The sequence below is a fragment of the Pseudomonas sp. BF-B-30 genome, from assembly GCF_019956305.1.
Taxonomy (GTDB): Bacteria; Pseudomonadota; Gammaproteobacteria; order Pseudomonadales; family Pseudomonadaceae; genus Aquipseudomonas; species Aquipseudomonas jessenii.
In genome coordinates, this window is record NZ_JAHBDG010000002.1 from 13,330 (window position 1) to 34,732 (window position 21,403).

Sequence of the window (21,403 nt, forward strand, 5' to 3'; positions counted from 1 at the left end):
GGATAGCTCCTTGAGGGACGAAGTGGCGTTACAAAAGCTTAGTCGTCGCGCGCGGTTGTGTGCGTTTACGAAGTGAGGTAGACGGCCTCAGAGCAGGCTCCACGACACCCCGACGTACATCGCCATGCCCTCGCCGGGCGTGGATCGTGCCGCGTCCAGCCCTTTGTCGTCGTAGCCCGGCGTGACCGTGGCGGCATAGTGCTTGTCGGTCAGGTTGCGCAGGTCCAGCCAGGTCTGCCAGTCGCCCTTGGGCGCGTTGTAGCCCAAGGTCGCGCCGAATATGGCATAGGGATCGGCGTAGAAGCTGTTGGCGTAATCGACGGCCACCTTCGACACCCATTGCGTGTTGACCGCGGCGAAGAAGCCTTGTGGCCAGTCGTAGCGCAGTTCGCCCTGGTAATAGTGCATCGGCAGACCCGGCAGGCGGTTGTCGCCGAAGCGCTCATCGTCGCGGTAGTGGAAGTCACTGAAGGTATAGCTCTGGCGCAGGCTCAATTGGCCGCCATCGCCCGGCGACCAGAGGGGGCTCAGCAGGCTGGCTTCCACACCCTGGTGCACGGTCGGGCTGGCGTTGAGCTCGTAGGGCGTGGTGGCGTTGGCGTCCGGCAGCACCGAAAGCAATTCGTGGCGCACCTGGGCGTAGTACCAGGCCAGGCTCCACTGCCCCAGCGTGCTGTCCCCACGGCCGCCGATTTCCAGGGTGGTGGCGGTCTGGTTTTGCAGCGTGACCGGTTGGCGCTGGGCGCCTGTCGCGGGGCCGCTGCCTTTTGGGAATCGGATGTTCGAGCTATAGATCAGCGACCACGGGTGTGGTGCCTCGACCGAGCGGCTGAGATTGCCGAACAGTTGCAGGTCCGGTGTCAGTTGGTAGCGCAGGCCCACGCGCGGGGCGTAGTCCCAGTCGTGCAGGCTGGTCTTGCCACCTTCCTGCGGGTAGGTGACAGCGCTTTCACGGCGGGTGTAGATCGCGGCGAGGCCGGTGGTCAGCCACAGGTCGTCGGCGATCTCCAGGTCATTGCCGACATGCAGGACCGTGTCCGAGCCCTGGTAGGTGAAGTTGCGGATCAGCGTGCCCGGTGCGTAACCGGCGGTGTTGCCGGTGGGGATGCGCACGAACTCGCTGGCACCGGCGTTGGGCAGGTGTTTGGTCACTCGCAGGCCCAGGGTGCTTTGGCTTTCCAGCCCCCAGAGCGTGTCGCGCCGCTTGTAGTCGAACGTGCCGCTGACATCCGTGTACGCCACCTTCAGGCGGTTGGGGCCCTCGCTCAGGTCCATGGGATAGTCGTGGTAGACAAGGCCGGTCTGGATGCTCGAATCGTCATCGATGTACCAGGTGGTCTTGTTGCCGATAAAGGTGCTGCCCGGCTCGTCGCGGTGGTCGTCCCGCGCCACGTAGGCAGGGTTGGCCGCCCGTGGGTTGTGCTCGATGGAGTGTTTGGTCACCCGTCCCGCGAGATCGTTGTCGGTCTGGCGGTGGCGCAGGTAGAAGCGTGTTTCCAGGTTGGGGTTGAAGCGATAGCCGAAGTTGGCGATGACACCCTGGCTCTTGCTGGCCGTGTGGTCCTGATAGCCGTCGGCGTTGGCGTCGGTCATGGCCACGTAGTAATCGAAGGCGCCGAGCACCTGTCCGGAGCTGACCTGGCGCTGCTGATAGCCGTGACTGCCCGTTGCGTAGCGTACCTGCAACTTCGGCGCGTTGTAGCCGGTATGGCTGACGTAATCGATGGCCCCGCCAAGAGCCAGGGCGCCCCGGTCGAATCCGTTGGCGCCGCGCAGCACTTGCACGTGGTCGAGCCACAGCGGTTCCAGCAATTCATAGGGCGTGCCGCCGGGGCCGGTCAGCGGCAGACCGTCGAGCATGGCGTACAGCCCCGAGGCATGGGCACCCGGTGCACGATTGATCCCCGATCCGCGGATAGAGATCTTCACCCCTTCGTTGCCCGCCGACTGGGCATAGATCCCCGGCTGGTAAGCCAGCACATCCTGATTGCTGGCCACGCGGCCCTGCAACGGACGGCGCATGTCGACCACGTTGGTGCCGCCGGGCACCTGGGCCAGCCGGGCCCTGGCGTCCTCGATCCCCTGGTCTTCGTCGCTCTGGTCCTCAGCGCCAATCAGCACTTGTCCCAACTCCAGGCCCTGAGCCTCGGTCATGGCCGGATAAACAAGGGCCAGGCCCAGCAGCGCAGCGGGCAAGGAATGAGGCGAGGGCATTGGGAAAACTCCAGACGTACGGGAACGGGCAATGAACAGTGCGACGCAAGAAGGAACGAAGGGAGCACATGGCAATTTTGTTATTTTGCCCGCCAAGGACTGGCGGCTATCGATTCAGCAGCGGTGCCAGCAATGCGCACATACCGCGCCAGTGCGAACCCTCCCAGTAAACCCGTTGGCAGGCGTCGCAGCGCAGGAAGTGCGAATAGAGGACGCCAATGCGTGGCGGCACCTGCGTCCGGGCCAGTTCCAGGCTGATCTCGTGCAGCGGCAGGTTGCAATGCAGGCACAGGCTGAATGGCCGCGCACTACGCGCCAAATCGAGGCGCTCGTACAATTCGCGCAGCTGCAGCGACGGTTTCAGGGCATGCACATAACAGCCGTGGCTGATGATTCGCCGCTTGAGTAGTTCGCGGTCGCGGGTCAGCACGATGCGTCCTTGCTGCGCAGCAATCTCGGCGATTTCGCTATCCTCGAAGCCATTGTCGTAGAGGGTGTCGAAGCCGCTCATGCGCAGCAGGCTGGCCAGCCCGCCAAGGTGCGCATCCGCGACGAAACGCAGCACCCGTAAAGGTTGCGCACGAACCTTGAGCAGCGGGCTGATGTCCAGCGCTTCGAACTTGGGATACACCGCCAGCCGGTCATTGTCGAGGATCACCCGCTCCAGGCCCACCGACTCGCCGTTGAGCAGCACCAGTTCGACCTCGGTGTGCGGTATCCCGAGCGCCTCGATCATGTGCTTGACCGTCGCCCCTTGCGCGCACTCACAGGTGAAGGGTTGCCGCCGCCGTTCGGCCGGCAGGAAATCGTTGAGCTCCTCGTAGAAGCGGAAAGTTGCACTGGTCATGTTGAACAGTATGGCAGGGCTGCAGGGCTTGCAATCGAACTGATCAGCCATTTATGCCAGATTTAAACACCATGCATCGTGGCCATGAACGGCAGTGAACGAACCTTTGCAGACATTCTTAACAACTAAGCTAAAAGGCCGGCTTCAGCCGGTCCCGGTGAACGAAGCGAACGATTTGAATGCATTGTCAGGTGTGTTCAACGGAATGTTCCATTTAAAAATCTTCTGCCTCGGGCGCACGGAAGGCCTTACTGTAGTAGCCGGACTGGTCGAAACAGCAAACCTGCTTCTTGCCGGATGCAAGCATATCGCAGGCATCACCAATTCGTTTTACGCGCGTCTTAAGTTGCTTGGCTGAAGTAATCCAGTGTATCCAGTCTACTCGTGCGATGGTCGTCGTACTGTTCCAAACTTTACGAGCCTCAGGAGTGGCTGCCAGTGCCTCCTGAAAGTCTGTTGGGATGTCAGGCTCGGGTTCCTTCTTCACAGGGGTTAGCTCTAGTGTAACGATATCCCCAACGGCCGCGCCTGCAGCTTCGAGTAACTCTCTACTTACCTGCAGCCAATGGCTCCGCTGACCATCCGGCTCAAGGGTTGCCTGGAAATGGTGTCCATTGATTGTGCCTTCAACTGTCGTCCTTCCTCGCCTCGGAAGCTGTTCACTTGCGTCTCTTGGCAGTACTACGAACGCCCACGACGTATCATTACCAGACTTTGCCGGACGAAGAAGCTTTGCTTCGAATCGGGATTTCACATCGATTGTTGTCATTGCAACTCCTCCAACTAATACGCCTAACTACTATTTGGCGACATCACTGTCGCGTTTAAACGCGACAGTGATGTCGTATAACGTTCCTTGTCGTCCTGCAAGCCCTTGTCTAGTCTGGAGGAATTGCAGCAAACGCGACATAGCCCAGGGAGAAGCGCGACATTGATGACGCCAGGCTCAGCTGCGGTAAAGACTCAGTGCAGAAGGTCGAAGCTACCTATTAGCCACTAGTCTGTCCAGTGGCTGCTTATGGCCGATTCTGTTGAAAAAGTCGGCCATGGTTTGCGCTTCAAAAAAGTACGCGTCCGAGATTGAAATCTTTACTTTTGGCAGAGGCTTCCAGACCCGGATTTCGGTCCGAAAGCCGAAGGCAAGCGGCTATCGCTCAACTTCGATTTTACCGACCTTGAACAGAAATATTCGGTGGAAATGGAGAATGGCGTGCTCAACCACACCGAAGGTGTTGAAGCAAAAGATGCCGATGCGAAGGTGACCCTGACCCGCGACACGCTGAACAAGATCGTGTTGAAAGAGACCTCGTTGAAAGACGCACTGGCCTCGGGTGATATCAAGATGCCGGCCTGGTCAGTCGAGAGGCAGCGATATCGTTAATCTCGTTCCTTTGTCCGGTGCGCTGTCGATCGTGAACTCCCCGCCCAGCATGCTGATGCGTTCCTTCATCCCCACCAACCCGAACGAGTTCAGTTTTTTGCGATCGGTCATGCCTACGCCGTTGTCTTTGATCTGCAGGTAAAGCCGGCGACCCTCCCTGGAGAGTTCGATATGCACCTGTGTCGCTTGCGCGTGCCGGGCAATATTCGACAGCGATTCCTGCACGATGCGGAACAGAGTGGTGGCGGATTTTTCATTCAGATCGCAACGGAAGTTTTCGTCTTTCGCCGACATCGTGCAATCGATCGCGCTGCGCTGGCGGAACTCTTCAAGTTGCCACTCGATCGCTGCCTGCAATCCAAGATCGAGTACGGGTGGCCGAAGATCATTGATGATACTGCGGACACTGCGGATGGCTGTATCGAGGTGATTCAGAGCATCGCTGGCCTTTTCGTTGAGCTTGGGGTGCATGGTACTGGTGCGCGTCTGCAACATGGAGACATCGATTCGCAACGCCAGCAGACTCTGTCCCAGCTCGTCATGGATGTCCCGTGCGATCCGCTTTCGCTCTTCTTCCTTGATGTGCTCCTGATAGGAGGCCAGTTCACGCAGCTGCAGCTTCGATTGCAGCAATTCTTCGGCCTGCATCGTCAGTTTGCGCTGCAAGTAGAACAGGTCGACAAACACCTGGATCTTGGCGCGAAGAACCTCGGCCACAATCGGCGAGAAGATGTAATCGACTGCGCCGGCCGTATAACCGCGGAAACGCTCGGAATCGGTGTCGGCCTCCGCCGTGACGAAGATAATGGGCGTGTGGGCCGACTTCGGGCGGCCGTGAATGAGTGCAGCGGTTTCAAAACCGTCCATCACTGGCATTTTCACGTCGAGCAGAATGACGGCGAAGTCGCGCTGCAATAGCAGGCGCAGCGCCTCGCGTCCGGAAGTCGCGGTGGCAATATCGAGGCCCATGTCGGCAATCACCGCGGCGAGCGCCGTGAGCTTGGCGGGATTGTCATCCACCAGCAACACGGATGCTGGCACGCCATCAGGCGGGAGCGGGTGCCGCACCTGGGCTCTCTCATTGAATACCGGGGGTTCCTGCTGCATATTTATGCCACTTCGGTTTGCGCTAGCGCCTCTTGCCATTACGGCAACACCGGTAAAGTCGAGCCGGCCTTGCGCACTTTGCCACCTTTGCTGTCGCGCAATGGGCGCGGCACAGAATCATCGATAGAGCCATTTGCGCATCAGTGACAGTAGCTGGTCGGTATCCACCGGCTTGCTGACATAGTCCGAGGCTCCTGCCTCGATGCACTTTTCACGGTCACCCATCATCGCCTTGGCCGTCAGCGCAATCATGGGCAGGGCTTCAAATCTTTTGAATGTACGGATCTGGCGCATGGTTTCAAAGCCATCCATCTCGGGCATCATGATGTCCATCAGCACGATGTCGGTATCGGGCTGCTGCTGCAGCAGTTCAATGGCGGTTCGGCCGTTTTCGGCCGTGGCCACCAACATTTTGTTGCTCTCAAGCACGCTGGTCAGGGCAAAAATATTGCGCACGTCATCGTCGACCACCAGGGCCTTTTTACCCTCGAGACTGTCCGAACCCTCATAGAGTTTTTCCAGCATTCTGCGCTGGGTCTGCGGCAGCCTGGCGACGACACGGTGTAGAAACAGTGCGGTTTCGTCGAGTATGCGCTCGGGGGACTGAACGGCCTTGATGACGCCTTTGCCGAGCAGTGTCCTGAAACGCTCGTGCTCCGGTTTGGTCAGCGTCTCTACACCATAGACGACGATCGGCAATTCACGCATGGCGGGGTCTTCCTGCAACGCCTCGAGAAACCTGATGCCGGATGCGTCGGGCAGTTTGAGATTGATTGCCATGCAGTCGTAGCGTTTCTTTGCCAGTTTCTTCATGGCGTCAGCGCCGCTGTCGGTCGTTGTGATCTTCACGTCGGTGTTACCGAGCAGATCGAGGATGCGGGCACGGCTCCCTTCGTCGCCGTCGATGAGCAGCAGGTTCCGGGTCTTGCGCCGAGCGAATGCCACGATGGCGACCAGCGCATTTTGAATCTCGTCGGCTGTGACCGGCTTGAGCAGATAGTCGAAAGCGCCATAGCGCAGCCCGCGGGTGTGGTCGTCAGCGATCGAGATGATCTGGACCGGGATGTGACGCGTGGCGAAATTGCGCTTCAACTGCTCGAGCAGCGACCAGCCATCGATGTCCGTCAGGCCCGGGTCCAGCGTGATCGCGGTGGGTTTGAAGCGCTCGACAAGCTCCAGTGCATCCGCGCCACGGGTCGTGACGATAGCCTTGAACCCCTTCTGGTGCGCGGCCTCGAGCAGAATGCTGGCGAATCGGGCGTCGCCCTCGAGCATCAGCAGCACTTGATCCCCGGGTTGGACAGACTCGCGGTCGTCCAGTACCTGTGCGGTCGGGTTTGACATGAGGTCGCGCTTGACCTGGCCAGGTACTGCCTCTGTCGCTGATTCGTCTAGCGTCTGACCCTGGGCATCCTGTGTACGCAAGGGCACGTACAGCGCGAAAGTACTGCCCTTGCCGATCTCACCGGGGATCAGCCGCAGCTCACCGCCCAGCCGGTGTGCGAGCTCGCGGCTGATCGACAGGCCGAGGCCGGTGCCGCCGTATTTTCGTGAGGTTCCGGTATCGCCCTGCTGGAACGCTTCGAAGATCAGCTTTTGCTTGCCGGCAGAGACGCCAATGCCGGTGTCGGTGACCACGAAGGCGACCACCGCATCGGCACGATTCAATTCGCTGTTATCCACGCTCCACCCGGACACAGCGGGCGCGATGCTGATCTTGACGCTGCCTTGCTCAGTGAACTTGAAGGCGTTGGACAGCAGGTTCTTGACCACCTGCAGCAGGCGCTTTTCGTCGGTCCGGATGACGGGGGGCAGGGTAGTCGCCAGTTCAATCGTGAAGGAGAGGCCCCGGCTTTCGGCGACCGGCCGGAAGGTGCGTTCGATCTGGTCGTGCAGATCGGCGAACTGCGCTTCATTCAGATCCAGTGTGACCGTACCCGACTCGATCTTGGACAGATAGAGAATCTCGTCGATCAGCTCCAGCAGATCCTTGCCCGCGCTACGGATGGTCTTGGCATATTCGACCTGCCTGGGAGTGAGATTGTGTTCCGCGTTGTCGCTGAGCTGGCGGGCCAGGATCAGCAAGCTGTTCAATGGTGTTCTGAGCTCATGGGACATACTGGAGAGGAATTCGGACTTGTACTTCGAGGTCAGCGTCAGTTGCTCCGCCTTCTCCTCCAGCGACAGCTTGGTGATTTCGACTTCGCGGTTCTTGCGCTCGACTTCGGCTTTCTGCTCCGCCAGCAGTCCAGCCTTGTCCCCCAGTTCCTCGTTGGTCTGTCTCAATTCTTCTTGTTGCTTTTGCAGCTCCTGCGCCAGCGATTGCGACTGTTTGAGCAGTTCCTCGGTACGCATATTGGCTTCGATCGTGTTGAGCACGATACCAATCGATTCCGCCAGCTGATCAAGGAAGGTTTGATGAATGATGCTGTAGCGCGTGAACGAAGCCATTTCGACGACGGCCTTGACCTTGTTCTCGAACAGGATCGGCAACACGATGATATTCAGCGGGGCGGCCGCACCCAGTCCGGATGAAATCGCGACGTAATCTGCGGGTACATCGGTCAGCAGGATGCGCCGCTTCTCGTAGGCGCATTGCCCGACCAGGCCCTCGCCGAGCCGCCACTCATCGTTCACATTGATGTTTCCCTTGTACGCATAAGCGGACAGTAGCTTGAGTTTCGCAGGATCGGGCGGGCTCTCGTTCATCATGTAGAACACACCGTGCTGGGCGTTGATCAGCGGAGCCAGTTCAGACAGCACCATCTTGGAGACTGCCGCCAGATCGCGCTGGCCCTGCAGCAGACGGTTGAATTTCGCCAGATTGCTCTTGAGCCAATCCTGCTCCGCGTTTTGCCGCGTGGTTTCCCGCAGGTTGCGGATCATCTCGTTGACGTTGTCCTTGAGCTCCGCCACTTCACCCTTAGCTTCCACCTCCACGTAACGCGTCAGATCGCCCTTGGTCACGGCGGTCGCCACATCGGCAATTGCGCGTACCTGATTGGTCAGGTTGGCCGCCAGACCGTTCACGTTGTCGGTCAGATCGCGCCAGGTGCCGGCAGCACCCGGCACGTTGGCCTGGCCTCCCAGCTTGCCCTCGACGCCCACTTCACGCGCCACCGAGGTCACCTGATCGGAGAACAGCGCCAGCGTATCGGTCATACCGTTGATGGTGTCGGCCAGTTCGGCGATCTCACCCTTGGCTTCCAGTGTCAGTTTCTTCTTCATGTCGCCGTTGGCTACCGCGGTCACCACTTTCGCGATGCCTCGCACCTGGCTGGTCAGGTTGGCGGCCATGAAGTTCACGTTTTCGGTCAGATCCCTCCAGGTGCCGGACACGCCTTGCACCTGTGCCTGTCCCCCGAGCTTGCCTTCGGTGCCGACTTCGCGCGCCACCCGCGTCACTTCGGCGGCAAAGCTATTGAGCTGGTCCACCATGGTGTTGATGGTGTTCTTCAGCTCCATGATTTCGCCCTTGGCTTCCACGGTAATCTTGCGCCCTAGGTCGCCTTTGGCCACCGCCGTCGTCACGTCGGCGATGTTGCGCACCTGATTGGTCAGGTTGGCCGCCATGCTGTTGACCGAGTCGGTCAAATCTTTCCAGGTTCCACCGACGCCTGTCACCTTGGCCTGGCCACCGAGCTTGCCGTCAGTCCCCACTTCGCGAGCCATGCGCGTCACTTCGTCGGCAAAGGTCGAGAGCTGGTCCACCATCGTGTTGATGGTTTCCTTGAGTTGGAGAATTTCTCCTTTCGCTTCGGCTGTGATCTTGCGTGACAGGTCGCCGTTGGCCACCGCCGTCGTCACGTCGGCAATGTTGCGCACCTGGGTGGTCAGGTTGGCCGCCATGCCGTTGACCGAATTGGTCAAGTCCTTCCAGGTACCGGACACGCCAGTCACTTCGGCCTGTCCGCCCAGTTTGCCTTCGGTACCGACTTCCAGTGCGACGCGTGTCACCTCCGCGGCGAAGCTGGAGAGCTGGTCGACCATCGTGTTGATGGTGTTTTTCAGTTCGAGAATCTCGCCCTTGGCTTCAACCGTAATTTTCTTGCCGAGGTCGCCACGCGCCACCGCCGTCGTCACCTGTGCGAGGTTGCGCACCTGGGTGGTCAGGTTGGCCGCCATGCCGTTGACCGATTCGGTCAGGTCGCGCCAGGTGCCTGATACGTCGCGCACTTCCGCCTGACCGCCCAACTTGCCTTCGGTACCGACTTCCAGCGCCACGCGGGTCACCTCCGCAGCGAAACTCGAGAGCTGGCCGACCATCGTATTGATGGTGTTTTTCAGCTCGAGAATCTCACCCTTGGCTTCGACGGTAATCGTCTTGCCCAGATCGCCTTTGGCCACCGCAGTCGTCACGTAAGCGATGTTGCGCATCTGGGTGGTCAGATTGGCGGCCATGTCGTTGACGGAGTCGGTCAGGTCTTTCCAGGTGCCGGACACCCCTTTGACATTGGCCTGCCCACCGAGAATCCCTTCAGTGCCGACTTCGCGCGCCACGCGGGTCACCTCGGAAGCGAAGGAGCCCAGTCGCGTCACCATGGTGTTCACGATCTCGGCGGATTTGAGGAACTGACCCCGCAGTCTCAGGCCGTTGAGTACCGGCGGTACCTGCTGGTTCAGATTACCCTCGGCAACCGAACCGACAACGCGAATGATCTCGTTCATCGGGCTGATGAGGTCGCTGGTGAGCGCATTGCTCGAGTTGACGATCTTTTGCCATGAGCCTTTCATCATCGGCAATTCGATACGCTCATCGACCTTGCCCTGCTTGCCGATCAGACGCGCCACGCGTTCGAATTCGGTGGTGGTGTCGGCTGCCATGTCGATGATCTCGTTGAGCGTGTCGGCGATCTTGCCCGGCATGCCGGTCCAGTCTTCCGGCATACGTGTAGTGAAGTCACCTTTGCGCAACGACTTCAGCGCTGCCAGCAACGTCTTCATGTCGAAAACTTCGATCGGTGTCGTCACTGTGGCCATGCCTCTGTCCAGTCATAATTGATGCCACGGGCAAGGCATTACCCATGGGCGTGCAGACAATCCTAAGAGCTTAGGCGCCGCTAACGGCTGAGGCAAAAGTGCAAGTGTGCTCTGTGCCTGCTAACGTCAAACTCTGCAGTAGATTCCATGGCTTGCTGGCCACTGGCCGCAGGGCTGGTGTGGGAATGCATGAGCGCACGCCACTGTGTCGGCGGGTTCAACATCATCCGTACGTCGAGACACGATGCGGCCGGGGCCTTGCGGGGGCGAATGGAAAATACAGATGATTGACCACAAAATCAGAGTCTTGCTGGTGGATGATCACAGCATCGTGCGTAGTGGCGTGCGACGCATGCTGGAGACTGCCGGCGAGATCGACGTAACGGGTGAAGCCGAGACGGCACAAGACGCAATGCTCCTGGTCCGGGAGCAGGATTTCGACGTGGCGCTGGTGGATATTCAGCTTCCCGACAAGACCGGCCTCCAACTCCTCAAACTCATGCGTGCGCACAAGCCCAAGCTCGCCGTTCTGATGCTGAGCATGCATTCGGTCGAGGCCTATGCATTACGCGCAATCAAGCTCGGCGCTGCGGGCTACCTCACTAAAGATATTTCCGCAGCCACCCTGGTTACGGCAGTTCGCAAGGTGGCCTCAGGTGGCAAGCACGTCAGCCCTGAGCTGGCGGAAAAACTGGTCAACGCTATCGGCAAAGGCGACGCGGCGCCCCACGAAGCGCTATCCGACCGGGAGCTTGAAGTACTCAAGCTCCTTGCTGCAGGCGAGAGAATTGTCCGCATCGCTCAGATATTGCACTTGAGCCCGAGTACCGTCACGACGTACCGGGCACGCATCCTGGAAAAAACAGGGATGGACAGCAACGCGAAACTGGCCCGCTATGCACTCGAAAACGGCCTGTTGACTTAGATCGCCCTGCCATCCGACGCAGCCGGGCACCAGACTGTTTGTAGTGGAATCACTACAAGCTCTTGGTCGATAGCTCTACAAAGAAGTCCTGCTAACGTCGATAGCGCGAGCCGTTCCAATCAAGCATATTTACCCCTCGGCAAATTTTCGTCCGCTCAATGGAGTTGTCTTCGTCAAAGTCTTGTACCGCCATGGCCTTCAGGATATGCATGAGAGCAAGTTTCGCGAGTCAGAAAAGACTCCGGAATTGATACTCGCAAGTTGAGCGCGGAGTGCACGCTGCATTCATGTTGAATCAATGTTCAAACTGGAGGGCATCATGATGATAGGTTATTGGTTATGCGCATTGCTGTGGGGAGTGGTGCTGCTGGAGGAGATCCAACTCATACCCCGACAGGAATGGAAAGACGAGGGCCTGAAAAAGGTTCTGTTGCTGCGCCGGACTAGAAACCGGACAGGCTACTTTATTGCGTTGATCGCGGGCGCCATGTGCCTTTATAGCGAAATCCTGGTGGCGCCGGTCGATCAGAGTGTTTTCAATCCGGAGCTGATACTTGCCCTATGTGGTGTTCTTTGGGGTGCATATCTGTCCGTAGTCTGCATGAAGGGGAAGCGATAGATGCCTGTCTCCATGACTACTGCGGGTAATTGAAATTTCACTATCGTCGCCCGGCAGGGAAACTTTGCCGGTCAGGCGCTCAACTCAAATTTTGCGAACAGCTAATTTTTATTGGCTAAAGCTGAACTTCCTTGTTCAACCTGGCTTCACCATCCAGCGAGGGCGGCGTTACCCAGGGTCCTGGTGCCTTGCTCCCTGCGCGCTTCGGTGTCTCTGCTTTTTGCATAGGTAGTGAGCAGTACCATCGCTCCGAAACCGCCGACGATGAGTACCGGATAGGCTGCCAGCAACTCCACCAGCGAGTACTTCCAGGCCAGCGGACGACCAATGCCCAGCATGGCGGCATAGAACCATGACACGCCAGAGAGGGCACCGGAAAACAGCGCCAGCATGCGCAGGCTGAAGGAGAGTTTGAGTAACGAACCGGCTTTTTTCAGCGCCGGCAATACCGCGCTATGCAACAGGATGCCGTTAAAGGTCAACAGCACAACTATGCCGATTTTGGCTTGCAGTTTTGGATTGAGGAAATATTCCATCCCCTTGCCGGCATAATCGATCCCGACAATACCAATGCCCGTAATCCAGAGCGCTACAAGTGCAAGCACTACGGTTTTTTGAAGGCTTTCCATGTGCGTGTCATCGTGGTGGCCTGACGCATCTCCCTTCAGGAGTTGCTTGACCATTGCAATGTCGCTGGTCAAGACCAGCCCGATTGCCACACAGCAGGCGATAAGATGAAAATATACAACGCCCAAACGCACATATTCCACGGTGGACGAAGAAAACATACTAAGTTCCATGGTGACCTCTTGGCTTCAATAGTGAATCAACTTGGCTCTCGGCACGGCTTGATTGGGGTTTTCCGTTGCTGACTGCCATTTAGATCCAGTAATTGTTATGGGTTAATCTTGCGACATTACGCCGCCAAGATAATAGTGAGTTTCGCGAATGAACTTTTAGTCATTCGATCATGTCCATTTTCAGGTAACCAAAAACCTCAATCGCACTGAGTGCATGGGAGGTTTAACTTCCGCTTCTGGGGGGGCGGTGAGGCCCGGAACCCGATCGACGAGCGAATCAGGCAATGCTGGTGGGGTCGGCGGGGCTTCCACCCCATTCGAGGAAACGGATCTTGTGAACCTCGCCCTCGCTGTCTTCGTAGACCAGGGTCACCGGTACCACGCCGGTCTTGTCGGATGTATCGGTGCGCTGCAGTACCCGTTTCACATCGATCTCCATCCCGTAGTGGTATTCGACGGCTGAAACATGCGCACCGGGTTCTTGCAGGCTGCTCTGGTCAAAGACACTGGGTGCGAGACTGGAAATCACGGCACTGACAATCGTGGCCATGCTCATAAGGCTGTACCTCCACTGAAGTTCGCTTGACAAGGACTTAATGTGACACGTGGTGAAAGTGAAGTTCACTTGACCGCGACGAACGCGCCTGCCTGAAAAGCCTGTAGTGGCTGCAAACTCCCGGCAATTCCCCACGCTTGACGCCTCTCGACCGTTCGTCCTTTAACCCCCGTATTTGTTGGCAAAAGTCCGTTTTTCAAGGAGGTCATGACATGTCATGACCGATTGTCACGCGTCGGGTATTGGCCGATTTCTGCCTGTCACCGAGGGCTATATCCGACCCATGGAGGACTCTCGGAGGCAATCTTTGGCATCTCCAAAATCACAATGAAACCAACATGCTCCACGTAGTAAAGCGTGCTATCCGTGATTATATTGCTGCAACAGGTGCATTAATGTCCTGCAATCAACCCGTCTTGTTCATCAGCAGGTCAGTTATCACACTGAGGTCACTCATTTGATAACGGCTTCTGACTGAAGGAGAGATGACCATGGTATCTGCGATCCGGTTTAACCAGTTCGGCAACCCTGAAGTACTGAACCAGGAGACACTGAGCGAACAAGCGCCAGGCCAGGGCGAGGTATGGCTTGAGCAAGAGGCTGTAGGTGTCAACTTTCTCGACGTTACCCAACGAAAAGGGGCGGTGCCCATTGCTTTGCCATCTGGGCTTGGGCTGGAAGGCGCGGGGCGTGTCGCCGCTGTGGGTGCGGGTGTCAGCAACGTGCGAGTAGGGGATCGCGTCGCCTATGCCACCGGCCCCTTGGGTTCCTATGCTTCGGCCCGGCTTTATCCGGCAGAGCGGTTGGTCAGAATTCCGGATTCGCTGTCATTTGACGATGCAGCAGCCGTCATGTTCAAGGGCATCACTGCGCAGTACCTGTTGAAAGCCACCTATCCTGTGGGGCCCGGTACAACCATTCTTCTCTACGGTGTGGCTGGAGGGCTGGGGGAAATAATGGTGCCGTGGGCGAAGCACTTGGGTGCCACCGTGATCGGCGTGGTTTCAAAGCAGGCCAGTGTCGAGAAAGCTCTGGCGTCGGGATGCGATGAAGTCCTGGTATTCGATGCGCACAGCCTGGCTTCCCAGGTCGCTCGTATCACCAAGGGTAAAATGGTCGACGTCGTCTATGACCCGATAGGGCGTGTTTCTTTCCAGGCATCCCTGGATAGCTTGCGACCACGAGGCCTGATGGTATCGTTCGGAGCCTCATCAGGTGCGCCGTCAGCCGTGGAACTGTCGACACTCAATACCAAAGGCTCGCTGTTCCTGACACGTCCTTCGTTGGCAGCCCATACGGCGAGTGTCTCTGAGTACCAGGAACGAGCGCAGGATGTGTTGGCCGCCATAGGTGCAGGTATTATCAAACCTTCGGTCCGGGCAAGTTACTCGCTGGCGGACGCAGCATTGGCGCATGCGGACCTGGAGTCGGGGCGTTCATCGGGGGCGATCATTCTAAAACCATGAATCTTGATGTTCTGAACAATCAGCACAGCGACGAAATCGCTGCGTTTCTGGCCGTGGCCTCGCAAGGCTCGTTTGTCGGGGCAGGCCGGCTATTGCAGCGACACCCAACAGTCGTTTCGAAACGACTCGCCGCAATGGAAAAGCGCCTTGGCGTTCGGCTTGTGGAGCGCTCCACCCGCCAGGTTCGAATTACTGAAACAGGTGCCAGGCTGGAGCAACGCCTTCGTTCAGCCATCGAATTGATGAATGAAGCGCAGCAGCAAGCGTCCGAAGGCGCCAGCGAAATCCGCGGTACTTTGCGCCTTGCATTGCCGGCAGCCATGGGCAGGCGTTGGCTTGGCCCGATGCTGCCGGAGTTTCTCAAGGCTCATCCGCATGTTTCGATCATCGCTGACTATAGCGAGCGTCTGGTCGACATCATCGATGAAGGTTTTGACGCGGCGATCCGAATCGGAGAGTTGGACGACAGCCGGCTGATAGCCAAAAAACTGAGTGACCATCGCCGGATACTGTGTGCCTCGCCTGCTTACATCACAAAGCACGGCATGCCCGAAACGCCACAGGACCTGATCAGGCACAATTGCCTTCGCTTCAGTGGCCTTGCGTCTTTTCCTCAGTGGAGACTCCATCGCGGCAATGAACTGCAGACGGTTTCTCCCAAAGGAAACCTGACGGCCAATGACAGCGAATCATTACTTGCGGCGGCCTGCGCCGATGCGGGAATACTGGGGGCAGGTGACTGGTTGATGAGCCGTGATATTGCTGCCGGGGGACTGTTGCAGGTCCTTCCTGACTGGCAATTGGATACCGCCGGTGGGGTCTACCTGGTCAGGCCATCAGCCAAGTTTCCGGGTGCCGAGGTCGTCGCGTTCAAACAATGGATTGAGTCAAAGTTTACGCCCGCGCCCCCATGGACCATCTGACCGGCTGACCTTCGATTCACCTGACCGACACATGGCTGCCGGTCATGTGTGTTCATAAAATCAGCATTGCATCAAAGCCAATACAGGATAGTAACGGACCACAACCAGCCGATGCAGAGGGTGATGGCAAGGTAGATCGCCACAATCATCAGAGGCTGATTCCACATGACACACCTCCCATAACCGTTTTCTTTGCATGGGTGCCTGGTAAAACGGGCGCTCGTCGCATGAGCAATAACTCGTCAGAACACTCCAAGGGTCAATTCCATCGCCAGTACAGCGGACAACGCCAGCGTCATCACCAACGCGATAAACATCAGGCCCAACTCGGCCAGCTGCTTATAAAGGGCCATCGGCCGTTTCGTGATTCGAGCAATTGATCTATCAGTGGAAGCCATCACTCATCCTCACTTTTGCGTGGAACACGCACCACAGGCTTGACTTGGGTAGTAAGGCGATGGAACCGCATGGTGGTGTCACGCGTTTCATTTCCTACCCCTCGCGTCATGCCGAATCCGGCGAGCCCCGCCGTCTCCATGATGTCCGGGACGACAGCTGTTGCGGGTACCAGGGGTGGTGCAACTAATGAGCCATTTCAATAGGGCGAAGAAAAAACTCAAATTAATTAACAAGCTGTTTGCGAGGGGTTTCAAGCGAGAGAAAGGGGGGAGGGGGGAATATTCCTCAAAGTTGGTGGTAAACGCCTGGTTGGGTGGGTGTAGTACCCCATTTTTGGAGAGAGTAGCGGCCCTGTTTCACCGATCGTTTTTGGTAGGGGCTACTTGTCCCTGAGGCGAGGTGGATTCAACGGGGCGGAAGGGCCGCTTCTAACTGTGGTTTCAACCGGTCGAAGCAACACACTGAATTCTGTTTAATAGACGAGTGAGTTTTCGGCACCGCACATTACCCGCGGAGAAACATCGATGCCGAGAATCACGTAACCGCTACTCAAGCAGCTGATCTATCAACACCGCATTGGTGTAGATCAAACTGCCGTCACTCGCCCGGTGTCCAACCAGATGGAACTGTCCGCGTTCGTGGTGCAAATAGACACGCATCTGACAGTCGGACAAGGGGGCGTATCCCTCGGGCATGATCAGATCCATCGAGTCCATATCGACATCGACCATGGCTTCCGGCTCGTGGGTCTTCTGCAAGCGCTCTTCGGCCTGCTCCAGACGGAGGTGCAGAGGGCCGTCGACGTAGAAATGAACTTCCCCCATCGGGGTGGACTTTTGGGCGCCGCTGGTTTTGCACCAACCTTCGATCGTCAGGGCACTCATGACGAAACCTCCCATGTGGATTGCTGGAATCTGTAGCTATCGTTCCTGCTCGATGCCATCACTTATGTTGGATGACTGCACAAGGGCAGGGTTCGATTTTTGGCGCCGCTTCTGGCCGACCCTGCTGTCCGTCATCAGACATTCAGTATAGCCGGTCGCCGGGCCTCGCTTGCCAACCTCACGTACAACCCGATGGGCTCTATACTTCTTACTGACTTTGCCGCCCGGATGGGTGGTATTTGTCTGCCCTGCTTGGACGTCAGAGGCGATGCTTTTGCATAACCAATGAACAACAGGAATAGGATGAAGAGGAAATGGCAATAGCAATTGTCCTGATACTAATCGTTATTGCATCAGTGCTATTCCACATACTGGCGCCTTGGCACGCGACACCGGCAGCTTCCAACTGGGGTTCCATAGACACCACCCTGTTCATCACCCTGATCATTAGCGGAATATTTTTCATTGCCATCACGGTATTCATGGCAGTAGCGGTGATGCGGTATCGTCACAAGGAGGGTGCCAGGGCGGCCTACCAGCCAGAAAATAAAAAGCTGGAACTGTGGCTAATTATCATAACGTCGGTCGGTATTGCCGGGATGTTGGCGCCAGGCCTTGTTGTCTACAACGATTTCATCCGGGTGCCGAAAGAGGCTTACGAACTTGAAGTGGTCGCCCAGCAGTGGCAGTGGGCCTTTCGTTTTCCCGGCCAGGACGCAAAGCTGGGCAAATCGGATATCAGGTTTATTGATTCCGCCAATCCCTTCGGCCTTGATCCCAAGGATCCTGCAGGGCAGGACGATGTGCTTGTAATGAATAATGAAGTTCGCCTTCCGCTCGACCGGCCGGTAAAAGTCTTGTTGCGGGCTAAAGATGTCCTGCACGATTTCTATGTACCGCAAATTCGCAGCAAGATGGATATGGTGCCAGGAATGGTGTCGTACTTTTGGTTTACGCCAACTAAAACCGGAAAATACGAAGTCCTTTGCGCTGAATTTTGTGGCGTAGGTCATTACAACATGCGCGGCCATATGATCGTGGAAGAGCAGGGCGTCTTCGATCAATGGCTCAAAGGCCAGCCGACTTTTGCGCAGACATTGACGACAACTGCCAAACCCGGTCGCGACAGCGTGCTGGAAAAAGGCCGCCAGTTGGTCGAACAGCTCGGCTGCAAGGCCTGCCATAGCCAGGATGGCAGTGCCAGTCTCGGCCCGGGATGGAAGGGGCTGTACGGCCGCACTGAACAGTTTGCCGATGGCACCAGTGCGGTGGTCGACGAGGCCTACCTGAAAGAGTCGATTCTCGATCCGAAGGCCCGGCTGGTACAGGGCTACCCGCCGGTGATGGTGGCCTATACTCTCAAAGACGATGAACTGGGCGCTGTCATCGCCCTGATCAAATCACTGGGTGCTGCGGGGCAAGACGATGAACCTTCGACCGGCGAAGCGTCGAGCCCGGGTGAAGACCTGGTGGCGCAGGGGCAGCGACTGGCCGGCTCGCTCGGCTGTCTGGCCTGCCACAGTGTCGATGGCAACAAGGGCGTCGGCCCCAGCTGGCAGGGCCTGTATGGCAAGACGCAAACCCTTGCCGACGATACGAGCGTAAAGGTCGACGAGGGCTATATCAAAGAATCGGTTCTGCATCCCAATGCCAAAATCGTCAAGGGCTATGCAGCCGTCATGCCGGCCCTGGCTCCGAGTGACGAGGAGCTCAATACACTGATCGCTTTTATCAAATCCAAAGCGAATGCTGACGCTGATGCGAGCAAGGCGGAGCCAGGGAAGTAGCCGTAAAACAGCCAGGAATGCACTGAAACTTCGGCAGGAGGATGACGTGATGGCCTATGCGGAGCAAGCCGAGACAGAAGCACTGCACGAGCCCAAGAGTTTCCTGACCAAATATATCTGGAGTCAGGACCACAAGGTCATAGCCATTCAATATTCCTTGACGGCCATCTTCGTGGGTCTTATCGCTCTGGTGTTGTCCAGCTTGATGCGCATGCAGATAGGTTTCCCCGGCAGTTTGGCGTTCATGGACGCCAGTACTTACTATCAGGCGATGACCATGCACGGCATGATCATGGTCATTTACTTGCTCACAGCCTTGTTTCTGGGGGGGTTCGGCAACTATCTGATCCCGCTGATGGTGGGCGCCCGCGACATGGTCTTCCCCTATGTCAACATGCTCAGCTACTGGTTCTACCTGGTGGCGGTACTGGTGTTGCTCAGCAGTTTTTTTGTCCCTGGCGGCCCCACAGGTTCGGGCTGGACGCTCTATCCGCCACAGTCCATTACCCAGGGGACACCGGGGGTCGAGTGGGGCATTGTCCTGATGCTCGTCTCACTGGCGATTTTTATTGTCGCCGCCACCATGGGCGGGTTGAACTACGTCACCACGGTGTTGCAGGCGCGCACGCACGGCATGACCTTGTTTCGCATGCCGCTCTCGGTATGGGGCATCTTCATGGCCTCGATCATGGCCTTGTTGGCCTTCCCGGCGTTGTTTGTCAGTGCGGTCATGATGCTGTTCGACAAGCTGTTGGGCACCAGCTTCTTCATGCCAGCGATGATCTCGCTGGGGCAGCAGCTCGATCACCAGGGTGGCAGCCCGATATTGTTCCAGCACCTGTTCTGGTTCTTCGGTCACCCGGAGGTCTACATCGTCGCTCTCCCTGCGTTTGGTCTGGTCTCCGACTTGATCAGTACCCATGCGCGTAAAAATATCTTCGGCTACCGAATGATGGTGTGGGCCATTATTGCGATTGGCGTACTCAGTTTTGTGGTCTGGGCGCACCATATGTATGTCAGCGGAATGAACCCGTACTTTGGCTTTTTCTTCGCCGTCACTACTTTGATCATTGCGGTGCCGACGGCGCTGAAAGTCTATAACTGGGTACTGACCCTGTGGCGCGGCGACATCCACCTGACCGTGCCGATGCTGTTTGCCCTGGCCTTTATCGTCACCTTCCTGGTCGGCGGTCTGACCGGGTTGTTTCTCGGCAATGTGATCGTGGACATCCCGCTCTCGGACACCTATTTCGTTGTGGCCCATTTTCATATGGTCATGGGGGTAGCCCCGGTACTGGTGGTGTTCGGCGGCATTTATCACTGGTACCCGAAAGTCACCGGGCGCCTGTTGAACGACACCCTGGGCAAGTTGCACTTCTGGATAACCTTTCTGGGCACCTACGCCATTTTCTTCCCCATGCACTACTTGGGTTTCCAGGGCATGCCACGTCGCTACTACGCCTATGAAAACTACGCGTTCATCCCGCAGTCCGCGCAAGACTTGAATGCCTTCATTACGGTGATCGCATTGACTGTCGGCGTTTCCCAGTTGCTGTTCCTGTTCAACCTGGCCTGGAGTGCATTCAAGGGCAAGCCCGCAGGCAGTAATCCCTGGGGTGCGGCCAGCCTGGAATGGCAAACGCCGGACACCCCGCCGAAACACGGTAACTGGGGCGCGAAGTTGCCGGTCGTGCATCGCTGGGCCTATGACTACAGTGTGCCGGGGATAGAGCAGGATTTCGTGCCGCAAACGGTCTCCGCCGAGGAGCTGGAGCAGATGCGGCAACTCAGTGCCGGAACCAAGGCGGACATCAAGACATGAACAGGCTGCTATTGAGAAACGCCGACGGCGCTGATCCCGGCGGCAGCTGGAGTCGCGACCCTGAGGGTATTCCGGCCGCCGAGGATGCCGATAGAAGGCAAACCGCAAGGGTAGGCCTGCGCTTGTTTCTGGTGGTGGTGAGTTCGTTATTCTTCCTCTTCCTGATCGCCTTTATTGCCCGCTCTCAAATGGCAGACTGGCTACCCCTGACAGAGCCTTTGGCGCCGTTAGACAATCTCCGGCCGCTCTGGCTGAATTCGGCTTTTCTGGTATTGAGTTGCATCGCACTGCAATGGTCGCGTATGGCCGCCCGAAAGGCTCGGTTGGGCGCAACGGTCATTGGTTTTGCATTGGGGGGTGTGTTTGCCATTGCCTTTCTGGCGGGGCAACTCTGGGTCTGGCAGCAGTTTGTCGCCTGGGGCTACTTTGTCGCCAGCAATCCGGCCAACAGTTTCTTCTACCTGTTGACCGGCCTGCATGGGCTCCACCTGCTGGGCGGGCTGATCGCCTGGTGCTGGATCGTCGCCAGATTTCTGCGTCATGTGCCACTGGCGCAACTTGGCGCCAGCGTAGAGCTCTGTGCCATCTATTGGCATTACTTGCTGGGCCTTTGGTTCGTGCTATTCGCGCTGCTGGCCAGCACGCCGCAAACCTATGAAGCCATCGCCAGATTCTGCGGCCTGAGGTAAACAG

Annotated in this window: 15 protein-coding genes and 1 pseudogene; 8 read left to right on the forward strand and 8 right to left on the reverse strand. The window is 57.5% G+C overall.

Translation table 11 applies throughout. From position 1 onward, the window contains the following. Positions 1-87 precede the first annotated feature (87 nt). The 3 genes from KGB29_RS00860 to KGB29_RS00870 form a co-directional block, all read right to left on the reverse strand. Positions 88-2,214 carry a TonB-dependent receptor family protein gene (locus tag KGB29_RS00860; RefSeq protein ID WP_150813703.1) on the reverse strand — a complete coding sequence of 709 codons (2,127 nt, stop codon included), beginning with the start codon at positions 2,212-2,214 and terminating at the stop codon, positions 88-90. A gap of 106 nt (positions 2,215-2,320) precedes the next feature. Continuing rightward, the gene (locus tag KGB29_RS00865) at positions 2,321-3,061 is read right to left on the reverse strand and encodes a Mut7-C RNAse domain-containing protein (protein ID WP_057715344.1); all 741 of its coding nucleotides are present in this window, start codon (positions 3,059-3,061) and stop codon (positions 2,321-2,323) included. A gap of 214 nt (positions 3,062-3,275) precedes the next feature. Next, on the reverse strand, positions 3,276-3,830 hold the full coding sequence (locus tag KGB29_RS00870) for a YdeI/OmpD-associated family protein (RefSeq protein WP_150813702.1): 555 nt from the start codon (positions 3,828-3,830) through the stop codon (positions 3,276-3,278). 414 nt (positions 3,831-4,244) lie between these two features. Between KGB29_RS00870 and KGB29_RS00875 the strand changes: the two are divergent. Beyond that, positions 4,245-4,442 (forward strand): annotated as a pseudogene (locus tag KGB29_RS00875) (alkyl sulfatase C-terminal domain-containing protein); the annotation flags it as partial. Here KGB29_RS00875 and KGB29_RS00880 read toward each other — a convergent pair. Together KGB29_RS00880 and KGB29_RS00885 are read right to left on the reverse strand one after the other, a co-directional pair. Continuing rightward, positions 4,416-5,549 (reverse strand): response regulator, encoded by a 1,134-nt coding sequence (locus tag KGB29_RS00880; RefSeq protein WP_150813700.1) that lies wholly within the window; start codon positions 5,547-5,549, stop codon positions 4,416-4,418. The pseudogene KGB29_RS00875 and the gene KGB29_RS00880 overlap by 27 nt on opposite strands. A gap of 117 nt (positions 5,550-5,666) precedes the next feature. Next, on the reverse strand, positions 5,667-10,529 hold the full coding sequence (locus KGB29_RS00885) for a HAMP domain-containing protein (protein ID WP_150813699.1): 4,863 nt from the start codon (positions 10,527-10,529) through the stop codon (positions 5,667-5,669). Between the two features lie 283 nt (positions 10,530-10,812). Between KGB29_RS00885 and KGB29_RS00890 the strand changes: the two genes are divergently transcribed. Together KGB29_RS00890 and KGB29_RS00895 are read left to right on the forward strand one after the other, a co-directional pair. Beyond that, a complete protein-coding gene (locus KGB29_RS00890) occupies positions 10,813-11,454 on the forward strand; it encodes a response regulator transcription factor (protein ID WP_057715341.1) in 642 nt (213 codons plus the stop codon). Between the two features lie 298 nt (positions 11,455-11,752). After that, positions 11,753-12,073 carry a hypothetical protein gene (locus KGB29_RS00895; protein ID WP_223473749.1) on the forward strand — a complete coding sequence of 107 codons (321 nt, stop codon included), beginning with the start codon at positions 11,753-11,755 and terminating at the stop codon, positions 12,071-12,073. Positions 12,074-12,219: 146 nt separating this feature from the next. Here the strand turns inward: KGB29_RS00895 and KGB29_RS00900 are convergent, their stop codons facing one another. Together KGB29_RS00900 and KGB29_RS00905 are read right to left on the reverse strand one after the other, a co-directional pair. After that, complete coding sequence (locus KGB29_RS00900; protein WP_150813698.1) at positions 12,220-12,873, reverse strand: hypothetical protein; 654 nt, start codon at positions 12,871-12,873, stop codon at positions 12,220-12,222. A 277-nt stretch (positions 12,874-13,150) separates the two neighbouring features. Then, positions 13,151-13,429 (reverse strand): DUF2790 domain-containing protein, encoded by a 279-nt coding sequence (locus KGB29_RS00905; protein ID WP_090454856.1) that lies wholly within the window; start codon positions 13,427-13,429, stop codon positions 13,151-13,153. Between the two features lie 491 nt (positions 13,430-13,920). Between KGB29_RS00905 and KGB29_RS00910 the strand changes: the two genes are divergently transcribed. Together KGB29_RS00910 and KGB29_RS00915 are read left to right on the forward strand one after the other, a co-directional pair. Further along, positions 13,921-14,895: a quinone oxidoreductase family protein gene (locus KGB29_RS00910; protein WP_150813697.1), complete on the forward strand. Its 975-nt coding sequence runs from the start codon at positions 13,921-13,923 to the stop codon at positions 14,893-14,895. Then, entirely contained in the window at positions 14,892-15,818 is a 927-nt protein-coding gene (locus KGB29_RS00915; protein ID WP_223616184.1) for a LysR family transcriptional regulator, read from the forward strand. The genes KGB29_RS00910 and KGB29_RS00915 overlap by 4 nt, the downstream gene beginning before the upstream one ends. Positions 15,819-16,762: 944 nt before the next feature. Here KGB29_RS00915 and KGB29_RS00920 read toward each other — a convergent pair. After that, positions 16,763-17,101: a hypothetical protein gene (locus KGB29_RS00920; protein WP_150813696.1), complete on the reverse strand. Its 339-nt coding sequence runs from the start codon at positions 17,099-17,101 to the stop codon at positions 16,763-16,765. A gap of 314 nt (positions 17,102-17,415) precedes the next feature. Here KGB29_RS00920 and KGB29_RS00925 point away from each other — a divergent pair, with 314 nt between their 5' ends. Genes KGB29_RS00925 through KGB29_RS00935 form a run of 3 tightly spaced genes read left to right on the forward strand, consistent with a single transcriptional unit; the run spans position 17,416 to position 21,399 of the window. Next, positions 17,416-18,888 carry a c-type cytochrome gene (locus tag KGB29_RS00925; protein ID WP_150813695.1) on the forward strand — a complete coding sequence of 491 codons (1,473 nt, stop codon included), beginning with the start codon at positions 17,416-17,418 and terminating at the stop codon, positions 18,886-18,888. A 49-nt stretch (positions 18,889-18,937) separates the two neighbouring features. After that, the gene (gene ctaD, locus KGB29_RS00930; RefSeq protein WP_150813721.1) at positions 18,938-20,710 is read left to right on the forward strand and encodes a cytochrome c oxidase subunit I; all 1,773 of its coding nucleotides are present in this window, start codon (positions 18,938-18,940) and stop codon (positions 20,708-20,710) included. Next, positions 20,707-21,399, forward strand: a complete 693-nt coding sequence (locus KGB29_RS00935) for a cytochrome c oxidase subunit 3 (protein WP_150813694.1) — start codon at positions 20,707-20,709, stop codon at positions 21,397-21,399. The genes ctaD and KGB29_RS00935 overlap by 4 nt, the downstream gene beginning before the upstream one ends. Positions 21,400-21,403: the final 4 nt, after the last annotated feature.

Bases quoted from the DNA above. Each gene is read 5' to 3' on its own strand.
- KGB29_RS00915 (WP_223616184.1), top strand. From the start codon at position 14,892: ATGAATCTTGATGTTCTGAACAATCAGCACAGCGACGAAATCGCTGCG.
- KGB29_RS00905 (WP_090454856.1), bottom strand. From the start codon at position 13,429: ATGAGCATGGCCACGATTGTCAGTGCCGTGATTTCCAGTCTCGCACCC.
- KGB29_RS00925 (WP_150813695.1), top strand. From the start codon at position 17,416: ATGGCAATAGCAATTGTCCTGATACTAATCGTTATTGCATCAGTGCTA.
- ctaD (WP_150813721.1), top strand. From the start codon at position 18,938: ATGGCCTATGCGGAGCAAGCCGAGACAGAAGCACTGCACGAGCCCAAG.
- KGB29_RS00910 (WP_150813697.1), top strand. From the start codon at position 13,921: ATGGTATCTGCGATCCGGTTTAACCAGTTCGGCAACCCTGAAGTACTG.
- KGB29_RS00885 (WP_150813699.1), bottom strand. From the start codon at position 10,529: ATGGCCACAGTGACGACACCGATCGAAGTTTTCGACATGAAGACGTTG.
- KGB29_RS00895 (WP_223473749.1), top strand. From the start codon at position 11,753: ATGTTCAAACTGGAGGGCATCATGATGATAGGTTATTGGTTATGCGCA.
- KGB29_RS00880 (WP_150813700.1), bottom strand. From the start codon at position 5,549: ATGCAGCAGGAACCCCCGGTATTCAATGAGAGAGCCCAGGTGCGGCAC.
- KGB29_RS00900 (WP_150813698.1), bottom strand. From the start codon at position 12,873: ATGGAACTTAGTATGTTTTCTTCGTCCACCGTGGAATATGTGCGTTTG.
- KGB29_RS00935 (WP_150813694.1), top strand. From the start codon at position 20,707: ATGAACAGGCTGCTATTGAGAAACGCCGACGGCGCTGATCCCGGCGGC.
- KGB29_RS00865 (WP_057715344.1), bottom strand. From the start codon at position 3,061: ATGACCAGTGCAACTTTCCGCTTCTACGAGGAGCTCAACGATTTCCTG.
- KGB29_RS00870 (WP_150813702.1), bottom strand. From the start codon at position 3,830: ATGACAACAATCGATGTGAAATCCCGATTCGAAGCAAAGCTTCTTCGT.
- KGB29_RS00860 (WP_150813703.1), bottom strand. From the start codon at position 2,214: ATGCCCTCGCCTCATTCCTTGCCCGCTGCGCTGCTGGGCCTGGCCCTT.
- KGB29_RS00920 (WP_150813696.1), bottom strand. From the start codon at position 17,101: ATGAGTGCCCTGACGATCGAAGGTTGGTGCAAAACCAGCGGCGCCCAA.
- KGB29_RS00890 (WP_057715341.1), top strand. From the start codon at position 10,813: ATGATTGACCACAAAATCAGAGTCTTGCTGGTGGATGATCACAGCATC.